Origin of the sequence: Burkholderia sp. B21-005, assembly GCF_020843965.1 — a bacterium.
Lineage (GTDB): Bacteria > Pseudomonadota > Gammaproteobacteria > Burkholderiales > Burkholderiaceae > Burkholderia > Burkholderia ambifaria.
Genome location: NZ_CP086302.1, coordinates 1286410 through 1306600, shown reverse-complemented (window position 1 = coordinate 1306600; position 20191 = coordinate 1286410). Strand labels below are relative to the sequence as shown.

The 20191-nt window shown below is 65.7% G+C and carries 15 protein-coding genes; 10 read left to right on the top strand and 5 right to left on the bottom strand.

Features of this window, described 5'->3' with window-relative positions; all coding sequences use genetic code 11:
* Nucleotide 1: 1 nt before the first annotated feature.
* The 3 genes from LMA02_RS22140 to LMA02_RS22130 form a co-directional block, all read right to left on the bottom strand.
* On the bottom strand, nucleotides 2-2053 hold the full coding sequence (locus LMA02_RS22140; RefSeq protein ID WP_228909819.1) for a phospholipase D-like domain-containing protein: 2052 nt from the start codon (nucleotides 2051-2053) through the stop codon (nucleotides 2-4).
* Between the two features lie 3 nt (nucleotides 2054-2056).
* Nucleotides 2057-5002 (bottom strand): type VI secretion system Vgr family protein, encoded by a 2946-nt coding sequence (locus tag LMA02_RS22135; RefSeq protein WP_228909818.1) that lies wholly within the window; start codon nucleotides 5000-5002, stop codon nucleotides 2057-2059.
* Between the two features lie 407 nt (nucleotides 5003-5409).
* Entirely contained in the window at nucleotides 5410-6444 is a 1035-nt protein-coding gene (locus LMA02_RS22130; protein ID WP_228909817.1) for a substrate-binding domain-containing protein, read from the bottom strand.
* Nucleotides 6445-6614: 170 nt separating this feature from the next.
* On the opposite strand from LMA02_RS22130, the gene LMA02_RS22125 reads away from it, so the two are divergent.
* The gene (locus LMA02_RS22125) at nucleotides 6615-8195 is read left to right on the top strand and encodes a glycoside hydrolase family 68 protein (protein ID WP_228909816.1); all 1581 of its coding nucleotides are present in this window, start codon (nucleotides 6615-6617) and stop codon (nucleotides 8193-8195) included.
* Between the two features lie 154 nt (nucleotides 8196-8349).
* Nucleotides 8350-9972, top strand: a complete 1623-nt coding sequence (locus tag LMA02_RS22120) for a glycoside hydrolase family 32 protein (RefSeq protein WP_228909815.1) — start codon at nucleotides 8350-8352, stop codon at nucleotides 9970-9972.
* Nucleotides 9973-10036: 64 nt separating this feature from the next.
* Here the strand turns inward: LMA02_RS22120 and LMA02_RS22115 are convergent, their stop codons facing one another.
* On the bottom strand, nucleotides 10037-10786 hold the full coding sequence (locus LMA02_RS22115) for an SDR family oxidoreductase (protein ID WP_228909814.1): 750 nt from the start codon (nucleotides 10784-10786) through the stop codon (nucleotides 10037-10039).
* A gap of 147 nt (nucleotides 10787-10933) precedes the next feature.
* Nucleotides 10934-11851, bottom strand: coding sequence for a LysR family transcriptional regulator (locus tag LMA02_RS22110; RefSeq protein WP_228909813.1), 918 nt, complete (start codon nucleotides 11849-11851; stop codon nucleotides 10934-10936).
* A gap of 221 nt (nucleotides 11852-12072) precedes the next feature.
* Between LMA02_RS22110 and LMA02_RS22105 the strand changes: the two genes are divergently transcribed.
* The 8 genes from LMA02_RS22105 to LMA02_RS22070 all read left to right on the top strand — a co-directional run bounded on the left by LMA02_RS22105 (nucleotide 12073) and on the right by LMA02_RS22070 (nucleotide 20116).
* Complete coding sequence (locus LMA02_RS22105) at nucleotides 12073-13557, top strand: PLP-dependent aminotransferase family protein (protein WP_228909812.1); 1485 nt, start codon at nucleotides 12073-12075, stop codon at nucleotides 13555-13557.
* Nucleotides 13558-13651: 94 nt separating this feature from the next.
* The gene (locus LMA02_RS22100; protein WP_006755641.1) at nucleotides 13652-14089 is read left to right on the top strand and encodes a carboxymuconolactone decarboxylase family protein; all 438 of its coding nucleotides are present in this window, start codon (nucleotides 13652-13654) and stop codon (nucleotides 14087-14089) included.
* A gap of 10 nt (nucleotides 14090-14099) precedes the next feature.
* Nucleotides 14100-14525, top strand: coding sequence for a cupin domain-containing protein (locus tag LMA02_RS22095; protein WP_228909811.1), 426 nt, complete (start codon nucleotides 14100-14102; stop codon nucleotides 14523-14525).
* Between the two features lie 307 nt (nucleotides 14526-14832).
* Nucleotides 14833-15531, top strand: a complete 699-nt coding sequence (locus LMA02_RS22090) for a TetR/AcrR family transcriptional regulator (protein ID WP_126225328.1) — start codon at nucleotides 14833-14835, stop codon at nucleotides 15529-15531.
* Nucleotides 15528-16490: an HlyD family secretion protein gene (locus tag LMA02_RS22085; protein ID WP_228909810.1), complete on the top strand. Its 963-nt coding sequence runs from the start codon at nucleotides 15528-15530 to the stop codon at nucleotides 16488-16490. Before LMA02_RS22090 ends, LMA02_RS22085 begins: the two co-directional genes overlap by 4 nt.
* The gene (locus LMA02_RS22080) at nucleotides 16487-17458 is read left to right on the top strand and encodes an ABC transporter ATP-binding protein (protein ID WP_228909809.1); all 972 of its coding nucleotides are present in this window, start codon (nucleotides 16487-16489) and stop codon (nucleotides 17456-17458) included. Before LMA02_RS22085 ends, LMA02_RS22080 begins: the two co-directional genes overlap by 4 nt.
* Nucleotides 17455-18609 carry an ABC transporter permease gene (locus LMA02_RS22075; protein ID WP_228909808.1) on the top strand — a complete coding sequence of 385 codons (1155 nt, stop codon included), beginning with the start codon at nucleotides 17455-17457 and terminating at the stop codon, nucleotides 18607-18609. The genes LMA02_RS22080 and LMA02_RS22075 overlap by 4 nt, the downstream gene beginning before the upstream one ends.
* 10 nt (nucleotides 18610-18619) lie before the next feature.
* Complete coding sequence (locus LMA02_RS22070) at nucleotides 18620-20116, top strand: efflux transporter outer membrane subunit (protein WP_228909807.1); 1497 nt, start codon at nucleotides 18620-18622, stop codon at nucleotides 20114-20116.
* Nucleotides 20117-20191: the final 75 nt, after the last annotated feature.

Here is a 20191-nt window from a genome sequence, read left to right as displayed (position 1 = left end):
ATCAGTCGCTACGATTGATCGATGTGGACGTGCGCAGAAACCCAACAAGAGAGGCGATTGGAGTTGCGTTGTGATTCTTTCTAACCTTATTCCGGGAAATAATTTCACCCCAAGTTTTGAATGCTTTCACTGGATCCGCCTGATCGCCCGCGTCGTTGCCCGCATGCAGATTCCACAACTGTAGCCTTAGCGACTTCGCCAAATCTTGTTGCTCCGTACAGACATTCAGTTCGCCATCACCTTCCATACTACGGGAATTGATGTTCGCGGAGCCAATAGTCGTGAACGCGTCGTCAACGGTCATCAGCTTGGCATGAACGTACACTGGAACCCAACCACCAGCAGGTGAGTCGGGTGCGACTAACGTACACACATGAACCTTCAAGCCGGTTATGTCCTTTGTCGGAATGTCGACCTTGTTTGTATCGTCCTTTTCCAGCTTTTCTTGGTCGCTTGTCTTATCCGCAATAGCCTGACTTTGACGTTTCAAATCATTGATTTGCTGTTGTAGATCCTGTTGGCGTAACCTGCTTTGCTGAATAAACGTCATCACACCTTGGACTGCTGACGACGTATAGTCCACCCCCTGTGTCGCAATTTTCTGCTCCGCAGCTTGCTCGGCGGCGAGTTTCGCTTCGAGTGCCTTTTGCTGCACTTCAAGCGATTGCTTATTTAGCTCGCGTACGACACCCGGAATCGAATTGCTCTGACCAAGCGCGTCAAGCATACGATAGGTGTTGAACGAGCCTGGCCCCACGCCCTCGTCGCTAGAATTTGTAATGACAAAAAGATGAATCGGACCGTGATAGCCGGGGTCGCGTCCACCTTTGATTTGCTGTTGTACCGCCTCCTTGATCTGATCAGCAAGCGGTACCCATCGGAAGTATTGGTTCTGGATGAAAACGTACTTCGTCGCGTTATTCGCGGCCTGAAGGTACATGGCTCCAATATCTGTTACCACACCTGTCGATGTCGATTGCTTCGATTTCGTGCGCACTATCTGCGCCATAACCGTAGCTCCAGCGTCCGGCCCGACGCGCATCGTCAAGCGCTTTTCCATACCAGCACGCGCTTTTCCAAGACTTTGCCCCGTGGCGGCATCCCATGCCTGACAAAAGTTCGCGTTCAAATATTGAAGAATGGGGCCGGTCACACGACTTGAAATATCCTGCCAAGGAAAGGGCCCGCAACGTCCTTGATCAGGTTCGTTGCGCGTGGCACTGTGATCGTCTTTGTCCCAATACTGATCAAGCATGTTGTGACCCATCACGAACCCCGTCGCCAGACTCGGGTCTTCGTAATCGATCAGGACCATTTTTTGGTGATGGGTCGGCGTAACGATAGCCGTTAAGCCGGCGTTCATTACCTTGGTGCGCATATCTCTCGTAGAGTCTTTGCCACGCATGTAGAGTCGCCACGCGTTTTCGACCCGCGCCTTTAAGTCAAAGTCACGCGTCGCAAATTCAACATTCGAGAAGGTAAGCGGATAGTGGGTCAGCCAGTTGACCTTCCGCTGAAGAGACTCGTGCCACGAACCGGTCATGCTCACGTTGTTCAGGTTGGCACAGTAATACCAAAACGTATCGTAGATCCGCTGATTGGTGGTCTGATAGTCTCGCGACATCAGCGAGGCCTTTTTGTAAACCCAGTCGGGTGTGAGCGCCTTGATCCAGGTTTGCATACTGTATCCCGGCATGTTGTTCTCACCCCACTGAGACACATACCAGTCGTCATGCCAGCACAGCAGGCGGACCTTAACATTTTCTTTGCCCTTCTGTACTAGCAGGCTCCCGATGGTTCTCGCACCAGCCTCGCCACGTCTGAAGTACATCGACGGCTGGAATCCCCAGCAGATGATGTCGACTGAGTGTTTCGCATCGTGGATCGCGTCGTACACTGCACCGAATGCCTCTTTACCGTTCACAAGCGGCTTGAACGTGGCCCACGTCGGATTGTATTCCGTGTGTTGCACGAACCAAGGCAAAGTGATGTTGCCTGTACTCGTGTGGTTCTGCGCAATCGGTGTCGTGATCGTCTTGGTCGGCGTTGCCATGGTTTATGCTTCCGAAGAAGGATTGAGCAGATCGAAATAATTCTGTCGGTGCACGGCTCGATCCGGTGCGCCTCCGTCGCTGCCAGATAGTCCTTCGTGAAACGGGAACCCCTGATTCGCCAGCTTGCCGTTCACGGCATCGTGATACTCACCTGGAACGGGAATTTCATGCTTGACACCGTTCGCCAGTTCAAGCGTGTATTTCTGCGTCGCCACGTGGTGATCGATGGGCAACTGCCCGGACTTATCGAATACACCTTGCTTAACCAGCGCGCCATCGGCATACAGCTTATAGGGCATTCCAACCGGGGCAACACCGGTTGAGGAAGGTGACGCGAACGTGTTCAACGACAGTTTCTGAACCGGCGAATCCTTGAACGCCGGGTTCGTGATGTCGACTCGTGCAGGGCCGGCGAACGAATAGCTGGCTGCCTTGAAGTCGATCTTGCCCGGTGAGTGGATATTAATGCTGCCGTCTTGGTTGATCTGGATGATCGCGCCGCCGCATAAGATCCTGACTTCCTTGCCGGAAGCGACTTCGATGACATCCGTCACGGACCGAATGTGCAACGCCAACTGAGCCGCCAGATCGATCACGCCCGCATGCGCCTGAATATCGATGTCGCCCTTGCCGGCGATGGCCTTCATCCCGCCGTTCTGCGCAAAGATGCTGATCAAATTGAGCGCCGCGACGATCAACGACTGTCCCGACGCGACGGTCGTGGTCTGACCGCTCACGAGGTTGATGAGCTGGTCCGCCGCGAGATGCACCGACTGCTGCGTCGACGCGGCAATTCCGGCCGGGCTGTCCAGCAGCATCACGGGTTCCTTGAAGGCGTTCGCTGTGCCCGTCCCGCCACCCGACGTGCGCCCCCCTTTGGCCTCAGGTGTCTGCGGTAATTCCAGTGCGTCCGCGAAGTGCCTCAACGCGTCGTGGCCTGACTTGAGGTCCGCTGCCTGATGCCCCTTACTGGCTTCCGACAACGAATCGACCAAATTGCCCGCACGGGACAATTGCTGGCTTGCCTCTCGCACGTCCAATTGTTCGGCGTCCGGCGACTTGTGCTGCGTGCTGATCGCCATCCCCTGATTTGCCCGCATCGCACCGAACGCATCAGTATGGAGTTTGTAACCAATTCCGCGATAACCACCACGCGTATTGCCCGTCTGGTCAATCAGGTACCCTTGATGGAACAGGTGATAGGTGCCTCCGGTATAACTCGTCAGCCGCTGGCCGCCCTGATGCGTGGAATCGTCGTGGATCAGTGCGTTGTACGCACCGGTATTGCCGAAACCGCGCGACTGCTGGCCCGACTTCAGTACATCCGAATGCCACGGCTGCTGAGTGGTCCCACCAGGCAACCGCCCCATCACGAACGGGCGATCACAGTCGCCTTGCCAGTAACCGATAGCGACCCATTCGCCCTTACGCGGCACATGAACCGCACCGTAGCCGTCACCGGTGTCGCCCTGCATGACGCGCATCCACGGCGACGTGTTGTACTCGTCCGGCTTACTCTGCCGGTCCCATGCGAATCGGCCACGAATCTCGTTGTTCTTGTTCGTCCACGCTTCCTCGCCGTTCGGTGCGCCGACCAGCAGATGCTCAACCTGCATCATCGGCTTCTTGTGTTCGAGCGGACTACGGTACACGACATCGGCGCGCTGGGCTTCGGTCTTCATCAACAAGAAGCCGACGGAACCGTCATCCGCATGAGGCCGAGACACGGACGCCTGCTCGTATTCCGCCTGAACGCGGTCGAACTCCGGTTGCAGGCTGAACGGAAATGCCTCCGACTGACGGGCGAACGGCACGTTGTTCAGGATGAACCAGTGCATCTCGACCGCCAGAAACGCCCGGTCCTTCGAATCAGGTGCATCGTGGCGCGGATGGTCGTTCAGCACGAACCGCGACCCTGCATCGAGCCAACGCACCCCGCCGACGCCGACAAAGCGACTAGCCATCGCCTCCCATGCCTGCGTCCGAATCTGCGCACGGCGGGCACCGCTGTCGGAGTCCGGATAGCCCAAGGTCGTCGGTTCATACACCGTCGCCGGAACGCCCGGAACACTGAGGGTTTCCTTGTCACGGTAATGCTGGACCGTGTATGTGGTCGCCTCCATCAAACTACCCGCTGCGAAGCTGGAACCCGGTCGATCCTGATCGAACGAAGTGGACTTGAATTCCGTTGGCTGCGCCGTCTGCTGCATCACCCACTGCGTCAAGCCATCGATTTCATCGCCCGCATTGCTCCGGGAATACGTGACATCGTGTGCTTCCGGCAACGCCGAAACGCTATCCACGATAACCAGCATGGTCTTCGGCGGTTCGTTATCCTTGACGGGCGCATGCTCCCAATAGAAGTACCACCCCTCGTCTTCCAGTAAGCGTTGAACGAAATTCAAGTCCGATTCGCTCTGCCGCGTGTAAGTGCGCGTACTTGGCTGGGTGCTCAGATTGAACCGGTAGTGCCCGCGCAACTGGGGGTATTTGTCGAAGACGGTGCTGATACTTTGGACGGCGTTCGAGTCCAGCCAGTAATAATCGTCACGACCTTCACCCAAGAAGAACAGGGCCGACGCAAACTCGATCTGGTAAAGCGAAAGTGCGCCGTCGGCTCCCAAGCGCCTGATCTGATGCACGAAGCCGTGAACCGGTCGGTATTCAACGTTGGAGAAGGAAGCCGCCGGTTGCTGAATCAGTAACGACACCTGCTGATGCATCAGTGCGAGCAATTCGATGTCGTCGCGCGTGGATACCGCATCAACAGTCCAACGATAGTCGCGGCCAATCTTCGACCAGCCTTTCGCGCGAACGGGGGTGAGTACGTTATCGCCCAACGGGGTGTGCAGCGTCAGCAAACGACCCTGCTGCATGAGGCCACGATTAATCGCGTCGAAGATGTCGCTGTATCTCAAACTCCCCGAATCTGTCGGTCTGAGTGCCATCTGTTCTTGTCCTTGTCTCTCAGGTTCGACCGTCACAAGGATGCAACGCAAAAAGGACGGTCCGCGGTCGCGAATACTGCCGCTCGCGCGAGTTTATCCGGAATAAGGCAGATACGTGACATAGGCTGGATTCGTCGGCCGTTTGTTTGACGATTTTTTACGCGCCCTCCGGAAGTAATTCACCAAGCGACAATGGATTGCGTTATTTCTTTCGTTTTGCTTTCATCTCTTTGCAAGGCTTGGTAACTCCCTCTGCGGGAGGCAAGCGGCCCGGAGACAAGATGCGGGCGCTCGCGTTTTCGGCACGATTGGCAACAGCAAGTCGTTAGCGAGAAATTCACTGAGCCACGTCTGGGCGTCTGCAATGACGCAGTACGCCGAATTCAGCAATTGTTCATCTCGGAAAACTAGCCGCGTACCGGCCCGTCCGTATCGCCAGCCTCGATCACCGGCATCTCGAGCCGCTGGCCGCGCACGCCGTCCGCCAGCAACCCCAGCATCAGATCCGCCAGCGCACGTCCGGACGCCTGTCCGGTCGGCTGCAAAACCGCCGTCACACGATGCGGATGCGCGACCTCCGGCGGCACGCCGTCATAGACGATCAACGACATGTCCCGCCCCAGGCGCACGCCGCTGTCGACCAGCGCGCGGAACGCGCCGCCGCCCGCGATATTGTTGTCGACGAGCAGCGCCGTCGGCGGTTCGGCCCGCGCGAGCAACGTCTGCATGCCCTGCTGCCCGCCGCCGCGCGTAAACGCACACTCGACGAGCAGCGCCGGATCGGGCTCGATGCCGGCCTCGCGCAGCGCCGCGAGATAGCCGGCGCGACGCTGCATCGCGAAATTGAGCGACAGCGGCGCACTGATCATCGCGATGCGGCGATGGCCGAAGCCGATCAGGCGCCGCACCGCATCCCGGGCGCCCGCTTCATTGTCGAAATCGAACCACGCGTAAGGCTCGACGGCCTGGGTGCGGCCATACGCGACGTACGGAAACGCATTCGACCTCAGATACGCGAGGCGCGGATCGTCGACCAGCGTGCGCGCGACGATCAGCCCGTCGACGAGTTTGCCGTCCACGAGCCGTCGATAGGTGTCCAGCTCGGCGTTCGGCCGCGCGGACGCGATGATGAAGTCGAGATTGCGCTCTGCCAGCCGCTCGGTGATGCCCGCGACGACTTCGCCGAAGCGCGGATCGCCAAGATCGCCCGCGCCGAACGGATAGACGATGCCGATCGCGTCGGAGCGCCCCGTCGCCAGCCGGCGCGCGGTCGGATCCGCGACGTAACCGAGTTCACGCGCGGCCTTCATCACGCGCTCGCGGGTCGCCTCGCTCACGTCGTCATAGCCGTTCAGCGCGCGACTGACCGTCGTGCGCGACAGCCCGAGCGCGTCCGACAACGCCTTCAGATTCACCTTCACGTCGCTCCTCGCGTTGTGCATGCCAGTCGGCCATTCCCGCTTGCGCGGCAATTATTGCCGATTGGTAGTTATTACCGTCAAATATTTATCTTTTGACGTCCAAACCGGTTTGAAATAGCATCCAAACCGGTTTGGACATCGATGCCGCCGTCAGCCGTTCCCTTTCACCGTCAACGGAAACAAAAGCCAACATGACTTATTTTCCTTTTTGCCGCGCGACTGCGGCCAAACGTTTGCTGTTCACCGGCGCCGCACTGGCCGCTTTCGCGTCCGCCGCGCATGCGCAAACCGCCGGGGCGCCCGCACCGACGCCGCACACGCAGCAGGCCTACGACCCCGAGGGCAACTTCACGATGCGCTGGACCCGTGCGGACATCCGCCAGATCGTCGCGCAGTCGCATACGGCCGGCGCCGACAAGAATTCGCTGCCGCAAGCGCTGTCGATGCCGGACATTCCGCAGGACTTCCCGCTGATCAACTCCAACGTGTGGGTGTGGGACACCTGGCCGCTGGCCGACCTGCGCGCGAACCAGCTCAGCTACAAGGGCTGGGAGGTGATCTTCTCGCTGACCGCCGATCCGCACGCCGGCTACACGTTCGATGATCGTCATGTCCATGCGCGCATCGGCTTCTTCTATCGCCGGGCCGGCATTCCCGCGTCGCAGCGGCCGGCGAACGGCGGCTGGACCTGGGGCGGCCATCTGTTCCCGGACGGCGCGAGCGCCAAGGTGTTCGGCACGTCGCCGATGACCAACAATGCCGAATGGTCGGGCTCGGCACGCCTCACGCACGGCGACAACGTCAGCCTTTACTACACCGCGACGTCGTTCAACCGCTCCGCGCCCGGCGGCGCCGACATCACGCCGCCGCAGGCGATCATCACGCGCACCGACGGCCACATCCAGGCCGACGACAAGCACGTGTGGTTCACCGGCTTCGACGATCACAAGGCGCTGCTGCAGCCGGACGGCAACTACTACCAGTCGGGCCAGCAAAACACCTACTTCTCGTTCCGCGATCCGTTCGTGTTCACCGATCCCGCGCATCCGGGCAAGACCTACATGGTGTTCGAAGGCAATACGGGCGGCCAGCGCGGCGCCCGGACCTGCACCGAGGCCGACCTCGGCTACGCGCCGAACGATCCGTACAAGGAAGACCTGAACGCCGTGATGAACTCGGGCGCAGTGTATCAAAAGGCCAATGTCGGCCTGGCGGTCGCAACGAACCCGCAGCTCACCGAATGGAAGTTCCTGCCGCCGATCCTGTCCGCGAACTGCGTCGACGACCAGACCGAGCGTCCGCAGATCTACCTGAAGGACGGCAAGTACTACCTGTTCACGATCAGCCACCGCACGACGATGGCCGCCGGCGTCGACGGGCCTGACGGCGTCTATGGCTTCGTCGGCAACGGCATCCGCAGCGACTACCTGCCGCTGAACGGCGGCAGCGGACTCGTCCTCGGCAACCCGACCGACTTCTCCGCGCCGGCCGGTGCGCCGTATTCGCAAGACCCGAACCAGAACCCGCGCGAGTTCCAGTCGTATTCGCACTACGTGATGCCGGGCGGGCTCGTCGAGTCGTTCATCGATGCGATCGGTCCGCGTCGCGGCGGCACGCTCGCGCCGACCGTGAAGGTCAACATCAACGGCACGTCGACGGCGGTCGACCGCGGCTACGGACGCGGCGGCCTCGGCGGGTACGGCGAAATCCCGTCGAACCTGCCCGCGACGGGCGCCGGTCACAACGACGGCGGCGCCGGCACCCGGCCGTAACGGCCGCGGCCGCCTGGCCGCCAGTTCGGCGGGTGCGCATCGCGCGTGCCGCGTGTGCGCCCGCCCTTTTTTGTTCCGCAGATCGCGCATGTCGCCGCTGTACGCGGCATGCGCCCTTCCTTCCCGCTTCGCGCAGCGGAGCACGGGCCCCCGCATGAAATCGACGTTTTCCCGCTTTTCCTTCCGGTTCGCCTGCCTGCTCGCCTGTGCGGGCAGCATGCACGCAACCTGCGCCGCGCCGCTCGCGAGCGCGACGCCACAATGGCGACCCGCCATCCATTACACGCCGCAACGCAACTGGATGAACGATCCAAACGGCCTCGTCTACGAAAACGGCCGCTATCACCTGTTCTACCAGTACAACCCGCTCGGCCACGACTGGGGCAACATGTCGTGGGGCCACGCGACCAGCACCGACCTCGTCCACTGGCACGAGCAGCCGGTCGCGATGCACGCGAATGCCACGGAGGAAATCTTCTCCGGCTCGATCGTCGCCGACACGCACAATACGTCCGGCCTCGGCGCGCCGGGCGAGACGCCGCTCGTCGCGCTCTATACGAGCGTCTACAAGGCCGGTTCCGGTCACGCACCCGGCACGCAGGCGCAGTCGCTCGCATACAGCCTCGACCACGGCGCGACGTGGCAGCCCTATGCGCGCAATCCGGTACTCACGCTCGACCCGGAATCGAAGCAGTTCCGCGACCCGAAGGTGTCGTGGTACGCGCCCGGGCGCTACTGGGTGATGACGACGGTCGTCGCCGACGCACACGTCGTGAAGCTTTACCGTTCCGACGACCTGATCCACTGGTCGTTCCTGAGCGACTTCACGCTGCCGGACGTGCCGCATGCGGGCGCGCTGTGGGAAATGCCCGACCTCGTGCCGCTGCCCGTCGACGACGATCCGCGCCACATCAAGTGGGTCATGATCGTCAACGTCAACCCGTGGTCGATCGCCGGCGGCTCCGGCGCGATGTATTTCGTCGGCAATTTCGATGGCCGCACGTTCGTCCCCGATCGCGTCGCGCCAGCCGGTTCGGACCCCGCGCAATTTCGCTGGGTCGATCATGGCGCCGATTTCTATGCGGCCGGCACGTTCTCGGGGGCGCCGGGCGCACGCCCTGTCGGGATTGCATGGATGAGCAACTGGGACTACGCGGCGAAAGCGCCGACGGCACCCTGGCGCGGCGCAATGACGTTGCCGCGCGAGTTCGCGCTGAAGACGATCGGCGGCGAACCCACGCTCGTCGTGACGCCGGCCGCCGCGTTCGATGCGTGGGCCGACGGGCGGCCCGCCGTGCATGAAGGCGATCTGAGCGTCGAATCGGCCACGCGCGCGCTGTCGGCCGCCACGCGCGGCGTCGTTCAGCGCATCACGGTGACGATCACGCCGCAGCGCGCGGCCCGCGCCGGGTTGATCGTCCGTGGATCGGCGGACGGCGCGATCGGCACCCGGATCGTGTACGACACCGCGAAGCGCACGCTGACGCTCGACCGCTCCCGCTCCGGTGCGACGGATTTCGCCGGGAACTTCAGCCGCGAGCACATCGTCGATCTGCCGCTCGAGAACGGGCGATTGCAGCTTGAAATCGTCGTCGATCGCGGTTCGGTCGAAGTGTTCGCGAACGGCGGTCGCGTGGCGCTTACGGACCTGATCTTTCCGCCCCGCGACGCGGACCGCGTCGCCGTATTCGCCGAGCATGGCAGCGCGACGTTCTCGGGGCTGACGGTGACGCAGCTCGATGCGGGTCACGCCCGTGACGACTGCGCAGCGCACTAGCGATACGCGTTGACGGCGGGGCTGCGCCGCCCGATGAGGCGAGGCAGCCCTGCCGGTTTCACGCTCAGAGCAAGCCCATCCCGCCCGACGCGATGATTTCCGCGCCGACGATGAAGGCGGACTCGGGCGCGCTCAGGTGCAGCACCGTCGACGCGATTTCGTCCGGCGTGCCGAACCGGCCGATCGTGACGAGGCCCCTGATCTTGTCGGCCGTCTCGTCGAGCGTCGCCGCATCGAGGCCGAGCTTGCCGTACAGCGGCGTCTGCACCGGGCCGGGGCTCACCACGTTCACCCGCACGCCGTGCGGCAGCAATTCCGTCGACAGCGTCTTCGCGAACGAATTGACGGCCGCCTTGCTCGCCGCATACACGGACGAACCCGGCATCCCGATGTGCGCGTTGATCGACCCGTTGATCACGATCGACGCGCCGCGGTTCAGCAGCGGGACAAGCGACTGGATCTGGAAATACGCGCCCTTCACGTTGGTGTTGAACACGAGGTCCCACATCGCCTCGTCGCTATCCGCGAACGGCGCGAGTTTCGCGACACCCGCATTGATGAACACCGCGTCGAGCCGCACGCCGGACGCCGCGAGCGTGTCCGCCAGCGCCCGCGCCGACGCGACGCTGCCGGCCTCGTTGCGGATCGCGAGCGCGCCGTCGCCGAGCGCCTCGCGGGCGGCGGCGAGCGTCTGCTCGTCGCGGCCGGTGATGACGACCCGCGCGCCTTCGGCCGCGAATGCCCGTGCGGCCGCCAGGCCGATGCCGCTGTTGCCGCCCGTGACCAGAACCGTCTTTCCTTCGAAGCGTTGCATGATGTTCTCCTGTGAACCGGTGAGTTGACCGTGAACACAGGATGCGCGCAGCCGGCGGCCGTGCCGTGCGATGGGCACGGCGAACATGTTCGAATTTTTCGAACATGTTCGCGGAAGGCGCCTCCGTCGCATTCCCGCCTCGCGCATTCAGCCCGACACGTCGATCCCGTCGAGCAGCCGCTGCGCGAGCCGCCGTTCGCGCAGTTGCTCGAGCCACCATTGCAGCGCGCGGCCGTCGCGGTCGCTGCGCCATGCGACATACAGCACGTTCGGTTCACGCGGATCGGCCGTTTCCTTCTCCACGAGCTCGCCGCGCGCAAGCAGCGACGCGACGCGCCGGCGCGGCACCCAGCCGACGCCGAGCCCGTCGCGCTGCGCGAGGATCTTCGCGCGCATCGACGGCACCGCGAGCACCGCCTGGCCGCCGAGCAGCCCGTACACACGGCCGACCGACCGCCGCGACGAATCCGCGACGACCACCGCGCGATGCGCGCCGATCGCGTCCCGGGTGAGCCGCTCGCTTGCCGCCGCCAGCGGATGGCGCGGCGATACCGCGAACACCCATTCCATCGCGCCGAGCTCGAACCACTTGAAGCCCGGAATCGCCGGCGGCTCGTTGGTCGCGCCGACGACCAGGTCCGCGCGGCCGTCGCGCAGGGCTTCCCAGGTGCCGCCGAGCACTTCGTGCGTGAAACGCAGCGACACGCCCGAATCGAGCGCATCGAACGCGCGAATGACCGGCAGCAGCGTATCGAACTCCAGCACCTCGTCGCTGACGATCGTCAATCGGTCCTCCCAGCCGCTCGCGACCTGCCGCACGCGCTGCGTGAGCCGTGCGACGTCCAGCGCGAGGCGCGACGCCTCGTCGGTCAGTAGCTGGCCGGCCGGCGTGAGCTGCAGCCGGTAGCCGCGCCGGTCGAACAGCAGCGCGTCGAAGCGCGTTTCGAGCTGCCGCGCGGTATGCGACACCGTCGACGGCGCCTTGCCGAGCCGCGCGGCCGCGCGCGACAGGCTGCCGGTGGCGCGGATCGCATCGAGCAGCGCAAGTTCGTCTTCGGACAGCATGGGGCACTCCGGTCGGGGACTGTGGTGGATCGTAAGGCAGCGGCGGGCGGCGGTCCAATCGAATGGCGCCGTGCCGCGCGTGTGGCGGAGGCGGGGTCGGTCGGCATGGCCTTCCCGAGCCGCGTGCAGCCGCTCGCGTATTGTTCCCGGAAGCCAATCGGACAACGCACTTCCGGTATGCTGATCGGCGTCAATTCCCCGCATTCGAGGTAACCACTGCGATGGACATCGCGATCCGCATCGAAGGCCGTCACGACCTGACCGGGCAAATCTTCCGGCAGCTGCGCACCGCGATCGTCGACGGGCGGCTCGAGGGCGGCGCCCGGCTGCCGTCGACGCGCGATCTCGCGAAGCAGCTCGGCGTGTCGCGCAAGACGACGCTCGATGCGTTCGAGCGTCTCGTCGCCGAGGGCTACCTGAACACGCGCGCGGGCGACGGCACGTTCGTCGCCGGCGGCCTCGCGCGGGTTCCGCATGCGGCGGTCGCGTCGGCACCCTCGCTCGTCGAGGACACGCCGCGCGTCCACGCGGTCGACGCACGTGCGCTGTGGGACGACCTGCCCAACGCGCTCGCGATGCCGACACCGCAGGCCTCGCCCGCCTTCGACTTCCGCGGCGGCGTGACCGACAAGACGCTGTTCCCGTTCGACGCATGGCGCCGCTGCCTGCATCACGCATTGCGCCAGCAGGCGCGCGGCCCCGGCCAGTACCACGACCCGGCGGGCGATCCGCAGTTGCGCGGCGCGATCGCGCGCTACGTCGGGTTCAGCCGCGCGGTGGCCTGCGGCTGGGACGACGTGCTCGTCACGCAAGGCGCACAACAGGCGCTCGATCTGATCGCGCGTGTGGTCGTGCGGCCGGGCGACGTCGTCGCGGTCGAGAATCCCGGCTATCCGCCGGCACGTGCGGCGTTCGCATCGCTCGGCGCGACGGTGATCGGCGTGCCGGTCGACGCACACGGCCTCGTCACCGAGCAGCTGCCCGACGACGCGCGTCTCGTCTACGTGACGCCGTCGCACCAGTTTCCGCTCGGGATGCCGATGACGCTGGACCGTCGTGTCGCGCTGCTCGAATGGGCGCAGCGCCGCCGCGCGGTGATCATCGAGGACGACTATGACGGCGAGTTCCGCTTCGAAGGCCGGCCGGTGGAGTCGCTGAAAAGCCTCGACCGCACGGGCCTCGTCGCGTACGTCGGCACGTTCTCGAAGACGATCTTTCCCGAACTGCGGATCGGCTACGCGATTCCGCCGCGCTCACTGCGCGGGGCGCTTGCCAAGGCGAAGCAGATCGTCGACTGGCATAGCTGCACGCTGACGCAGGCGGCGCTCGCCCGCTTCATGCTCGAAGGCGATTTCGCGCGGCACCTGCGGCGCGTGCAGAAGCACTACGACGCGCGCCGCAAGATGCTGCTCGCGCACCTGCGCGGCGACCTCGCGCCGTGGTTCGACACGATCGTGCCGACCGCCGGCATCCACCTCGCCGCGCGCTTGAAACCGGGGCTCGACGAAGCCGCGCTGGTCCGCGCGGCCCGCGAGCACGACATCGGCCTGTACGGGATCTCGCCGTTCCACGTCGGCTCGGCCGCGCGCGCGGGGCTGCTATTCGGCTATGGCGGAATCGACGCGCCGCGCATCGATATCGCGCTTGCGAAACTGGCCGTGCTGCTGAATTCGGGCGACTTTGGCGGGCGGCAACTGGTTACCTGAATTTCCATGGAATTGGTCATTCAAGCAGGCCAATGACATGCTTAAAGTGGGTCCTGTCGCGCCCCCGGGCGCACCCACCGAAAAAGGACCTGCCATGCAACCGCGCCTGAACTTCTATACCGCCAGCCCGAACGCGATCAAGGTGATGCGCAATGCCGAGGAATTCATCGCGAAGAGCTCGATCGAGAAACCGCTCGCCGAACTCGTCCGGCTGCGCGCGTCGCAGATCAACGGCTGCGCCTTCTGCGTCGACATGCACACCACCGACGCGCGCAAGGGCGGCGAGACCGACCGACGCCTGGCGACGGTGGTCGCCTGGCGCGAAACGCCGTTCTTCACCGAGCGCGAACGCGCGGCGCTGGAATGGACCGAAGCGCTGACGCTGGTCGCCGACAACCACGTGCCCGATTCCGTCTGGGAAGCCGTGAAGCCGCACTTCAGCGACACGGAACTGTTCGAGCTGTCGATGCTGATTGCGACGATCAACACATGGAACCGCTTCGCCATCGCGTTCCGCAAGATGCCCGAATAAGGGGACGACGATGACGCATTCCCGCTCCCTGCTCCGCTGCGTGGTTCTGGGCACGTCACTCGCGCTCGGCGCCGCGCTGCCGACGGCCGCCCACGCGCACGATGCCGACGACAACGTGCATGCGATCATGCGCCAGGCCGTGCCCGAAGCACCCGGCAAGCTCGCCGTCGTCGCGACCGTCGACTATGCGCCCGGCCAGGCGTCCGACGCGCACAAGCATCTCGGCTCGGTGTTCGCGGTCGTGTCGAAAGGCGCAGTGCTGTCGCAGGTGAACGGCGGCCCGGTGCGCCGCTACCGCGCCGGCGAAGGCTGGTACGAGGCGCCCGGTTCGCGCCACCCGATGTCGCGCAATGCGAGCGCGACCGAGCCCGCGCAGCTCGTCGTGTTCGGGCTGACGGGCGAGCACGATCCGCTGAAGTCGCCGATGGATCAGTGACGACGTTTCGGGCGCGCGTGCCGGGGTGGGCGCGCGCCGGCTTCTCGAGCGGTTTCCCCGCCGGTTCCTGCTTTCCGCTTTCCGCTTTCCGCTTTCCGCCTCCATACCGCTGCGTCACCGGCTTCGGCCGGTTCCCCTCCACAGCTTCCTCATTAGCTGCTCCCTACACGCCGCCACCCGCGCACGGCCCTGCGCCGCGCGGCCTCCCCGCTCATGCGCACCGCCATTCGGCGCATACCTGATCGCGATCAACGCGCGCGAAAACCCTTCCTTGAAATTAACTAACTCATCAATTAGCGTCGTCTGCATGAACGCGAAATCCACCGTCGCCAGGCCGCGCGGGCGCCGCCCGTCGGTGGAGGACTTCGACCTGCGCGATCACATGCTCGACGTGGCGATCCAGCTGTTCGCCGAGCACGGCATCGCCGCGACGACGGTCGCGCAGATCGCCGCGGCCGCCGGCGTCACGTCGGCGATGGTCCACTACTACTTCACGAATCGCGAGCAACTGCTCGACGCGATCGTCGAGGAGCGGCTCGCGCAGGTCATCGCGTTCGTGTGGCGGCCGACCGCGCCGCAGATCGAAAACGATCCGTTCGCGCTCGTGGCCGAACTCGTCGACCGGTTCTTCGACGTCACGCATCGCATGCCCTGGCTGCCGTCGATCTGGCTGCGCGAAATCGTCCACGAAGGCGGCCTGCTGCGCGAGCGGATGGTCCGCCGCATTCCGCTCGAGCATGTCGGGCGTTTTGCCGAACGCATCCGCGCCGCGCAGCAGGCCGGCACGCTCAACCCGTCGCTCGAACCCGCCTTCCTGTTCCATTCGATCATCGCGCTCGTCATGCTGCCGCTCGCGACCGCGAAGCTGTGGCAAAGCGCGCGCGGCCTGCCGCCGATCGATCGCGACGTGCTGCATCGCCACGTCCGCGCGCTGCTCGGCTCCGGCATGCAGCCGCCCGTCACCGCGCCGGATGCGCGCGCTCGCGCGCCCCGGAGGCCGTCGTGAGCACGGCCCGCGCGCTGCCGCTCGCGCTGGCCGCCGCCGCGCTGCTCACCGGTTGCGGACGGCCGGCCGACACCGGCACGACCTACCAGGGCTATGTCGAAGGCGAATTCGTGTACCTGTCGTCGTCGCAAGCGGGCACGCTGACCCAACTGTCGGTCGAACGCGGCCAGGCCGTCGCGGCCGGCACGCCGGTGTTCGCGCTCGAAGCCGTCAGCGAAACGGCCGCGCTGCAGCAGGCGCAGCATCAGCTCGCGGCCGCACGCGCGCAGCTTGCCGACCTGCAGACCGGCAAGCGCCCGCCGGAAGTTGCGGTCACGCGTGCCCAGCTCGCGCAGGCCACCGCACAAGCCGCGCGGGCCGCCGCGCAACTCGCGCGCGACGAACGCCAGTACGCAGCCGGCGGCCTGTCGAAGCAGCAGCTCGACGATACGCGCACGTCCGCGCAGACCACCGCCGCGCAGATGCGCGAGCTGCAGAACCAGGTCGATGTCGCGCGTTTGCCGGGCCGCGCGCAGCAGGTCGCCGCCCAGGCCGCGCAGGTCGACGCCGCGCAGGCCGCCGTGGCCGAAGCGCAATGGAAGCTCGACCAGAAGCGCATCGCCGCGCCCGCCGCCGGGCGCGTGTACGACACGCTGTACCGCGTCGGCGAATGGGTGCAGGCCGGCAATCCGGTCGTGCAGATGCTGCCGCCACAGAACCTGAAGGTGCGCTTCTTCGTACCGGAGGCGGCCATCGCGTCGCTCGCACCCGGGCGCACGATCGCGATCCACTGCGACGGCTGCGCGGCCGACGTGCCCGCACGCATCACCTACGTGTCGAGCGGGGCCGAGTACACGCCGCCGGTGATCTACAGCAACGAGAGCCGGAGCAAGCTCGTGTTCATGGTCGAGGCGCGCCCGGCGCCCGCCGACGCGCCGAAGCTGCATCCGGGCCAGCCCGTCGCCGTGAGGGTGCGTTGAACGCGCCGGCCGCTCCGTATGCGATCGACGTCAACCGCCTGAACAAGCGGTTCGGCGACAAGCACGTCGTGAAGGACGTATCGCTGCGCGTGGCGCGCGGCGAAATCTTCGGCTTTCTCGGGCCGAACGGCAGCGGCAAGACCACGTCGATCCGGATGATGTGCGGGCTGCTCACGCCCGACTCGGGCAGCGGCACCTGCCTCGGCTACGACATCGTGCGCGACAGCGCGCAGATCAAGCGGCGCGTCGGCTACATGACGCAGCGCTTCTCGTACTGGGAAGACCTGTCGATCCGCGAGAACCTCGATTTCGTCGCGCGCGTGTACGGGATGCCCGATCGCCACGCAACCGTCGCGCGCGCGCTCGACGGGCTCGGTCTCGCGAGCCGTGCGGATCAGCTCACGGGCGCGCTGTCCGGCGGCTGGAAACAGCGCCTCGCGCTCGCCGCGTGCATGCTGCACGAGCCGGAGCTGCTGCTGCTCGACGAACCGACCGCCGGCGTCGACCCGGCCGCGCGCCGCGACTTCTGGGAAGAGCTGCACCAGCTGGCCGCGCAAGGGATCTCGGTGCTCGTCAGCACGCACTACATGGACGAGGCCGAGCGCTGCCACAAGCTCGCGTATATCGCCTCCGGCGAACTGCTCGCACAGGGCACGTCGGCGGAGATCGTCGCGTCGCAGCACCTGTCGACCCGCACGATCACGGGCGGGCACCTGGCCGAACTGTCCGCGCAACTGCGCACGATGCCGGGCGTCGACCAGACCGTCGTGTTCGGCTCCGCGCTGCACGTGAGCGGCCGCGATCGCGCGCTGCTCGACGCAACGCTCGCGCAGGTGGCGGCCCAGGCCGGCGCGCGCACGGACGGTCGCGCAGCGCTGCAGATCGCGCCGATCGACACCGGGCTCGAAGACGTCTTCATCTACATGATGGGCCGTGCCTCCGGGCCGCCCGGCGGAGCGTCGTCATGAACGCGTGGGCGGGCCTGCGCGAATCGTTCTCGATCGCGCGCTGGTGGAGCATCGTGCTGAAGGAATTCCTGCAGCTGCGCCGCGATCGCGTCACGTTCGCGATGATCGTCGGCGTGCCGATCATCCAGCTCGCGCTGTTCGGCTTCGCGATCAACACCGATCCGAAGCACCTGCCGACCGCGGTGATCGTCGCCGATTCGAGCCCCTTCGCACGCAGCTTCATCGCCGCGATGCGCAACTCCGCGTACTTCGACATCGTCGCGACGCTGCCCGACGAAACGGCCGGCCGGCAGGCGCTCGCGCGCGGCGACGTGCAGTTCGTGCTGAGCGTGCCGGCCGATTTCTCGAAGCGGCTGCTGCGCGGCGAGCATCCATCGCTGCTCGTCGAGGCGGACGCGACCGATCCCGTCGCGACCGCGTCGGCGATCGGCGCGCTGACGGGTCTCGTGCAGCCCGTCGCGGACAAGGATCTGACGGGCCCGCTCGCGCGCCTGAACGGCCGCCCGGCCGCGTTCGACGTCGTGCTGCATCGCCTGTACAACCCCGAAGGCATCACGCAGTACAACGTCGTGCCGGGCCTGATGGGCGTAATCCTGACGATGACGATGGTGATGATGACCGGCCTCGCGATCACCCGCGAACGCGAGCGCGGCACGATGGAAAACCTGCTCGCGACACCCGTGCGGCCGCTCGAGGTGATGACGGGCAAGATCGTCCCGTACGTGTTCATCGGGCTGATCCAGGTGTCGATCATTCTCGCCGCCGCGCGGTACGTGTTCGAGGTGCCGTTCGTCGGCGGCGTGTTCGCGATCTACCTGTCCGCGCTGCTCTTCATCGCCGCGAACCTGACAGTCGGCATCACGCTGTCGTCGCTCGCGCAGAACCAGTTGCAGGCGATGCAGCTCGCGGTGTTCTACTTCCTGCCGAACATCCTGCTGTCGGGCTTCATGTTCCCGTTCGCCGGGATGCCGAAGTGGGCGCAGTTCATCGGCAACCTGCTGCCGCTCACCTACTTCAACCGCCTCGTGCGCGGCATCCTCCTGAAAGGTAACGCCTGGGCCGACCTGTGGCCGTCCGTGTGGCCCGTCGCGCTGTTCACCCTCGTCGTGATGAGCGTCGCGCTGCGCTTCTACCGGCGCACGCTCGATTAGGGGCCGCGCGATGAAACCGGCTTCGCGTCGCCCATCCCACGCTGTCCGCGCTGTCCGCGGCGGCACGCTCGCCGCCGTTGCGCTGCTCGCCGGATGTGCGGTCGGGCCGGATTTCCGCGCGCCGGAGCCGCCGGCCACGCAGCAGTACACGCGCGATGCAGCGCCCGCGACCACGGCGGCCGCCGGCGGCCCGGCCGGCGACGCGCAGACGTTCGCGTCGTCCGCGCATACGCTGCAACGCTGGTGGACGCAGTTCGGCTCCGAACCGCTCGACCGCCTCGTCGACACCGCATGGCGCAACAGCCCGACGCTCGCCGAGGCCCGCGCGCGGCTCGACGAAGCGCGGCAGAACCATGCGGCCCAGGCCGGCGCGACGATGCTGCCGCGCGTCGACGCGAACCTGTCCGCCACGCGCCAGAAGGTCGACGTCGCCGCGTTCGGGCTGCCCGCCAACATGCCGAATCCCGGGCCGTTCACGCTGTATGACGCGTCGGTGAGCGTGTCGTACGCACTCGACGTGTTCGGCGGCAACCGGCGCGCGCTCGAAGCGCTGCGTGCCCAGGTCGACTATCAGGGCTATACGCTCGACGCCGCGCGCCTGACGCTCGCGGGCAACGTCGTCGCGACCGCGATCCTGCGCGCGTCGCTCGCGCAGCAAGTCGCGCTCACGCGGCAGCTCGTCGACGCGCAAGCGCGGCAGTTGCGCATCGTCGAAGCGCGCTTCGCGGCGGGGGGCGTGTCGCGGGCCGACGTGCATGCCCAGCGCGCGCTGCTCGCGCAAACGCAGGCCTCCCTGCCGCCGCTCGCCGCACGCCACGCGCAGGCCGGCCACCGGCTCGCGATCCTGCTGGGTGCGCCGCCGTCGAGCGAAGCATTGCCCGACCTCGCGCTCGACGCACTTGCGCTGCCTCGCACGCTGCCGGTCGCGCTGCCGTCGACGCTCGCGCGCGAACGGCCCGACATCCGCGCGGCGGAGGCCGTGCTGCACCAGGCGAGCGCGAACGTCGGCGTGGCCACGGCGAACCTGTATCCGCGTTTTTCGATTTCGGCGGGGATCGGGTCGGAGCGCACGCGCATCGCGGATATCGTCAGCGGGCTCAACGTGTGGAACGTCGGGCTCGGCCTCACGCAGCCGCTCTTTCACGGCGGCGAACTGCGCGCGCGGAAACGCGCGGCCGAAGCGGCGTACGACGCCGCGTTCGCGAGCTATCGGGAAACCGTGCTGCTGGCGCTTCAGCAGGTGGCCGATGCGATGCGCGCGGTCGAACACGATGCGGCCGAATTGCAGGCGAGAGACACCGCCGCGCAACAGGCGGCGGCCAGCCGCGCGATCGCCGGCGACCGCTACGCGGCGGGCGGAATCAGCGTGATCGACCTGCTCGATGCACAGCGACAGGTACTGCAGACCGCGCTCGAGCGGACCCGCGCGCAAGCCGACCGGCTTGCCGATACGGCGGCGCTGTTCCAGGCGCTGGCGGGAAACTGGACGGATGATTCGCACCGCTGACCGGCACGATGACTCGACGATGCATCGCCGGACGCAGCCTGACCGACACCGCACCCGCGCCACGCACTCGGCGCG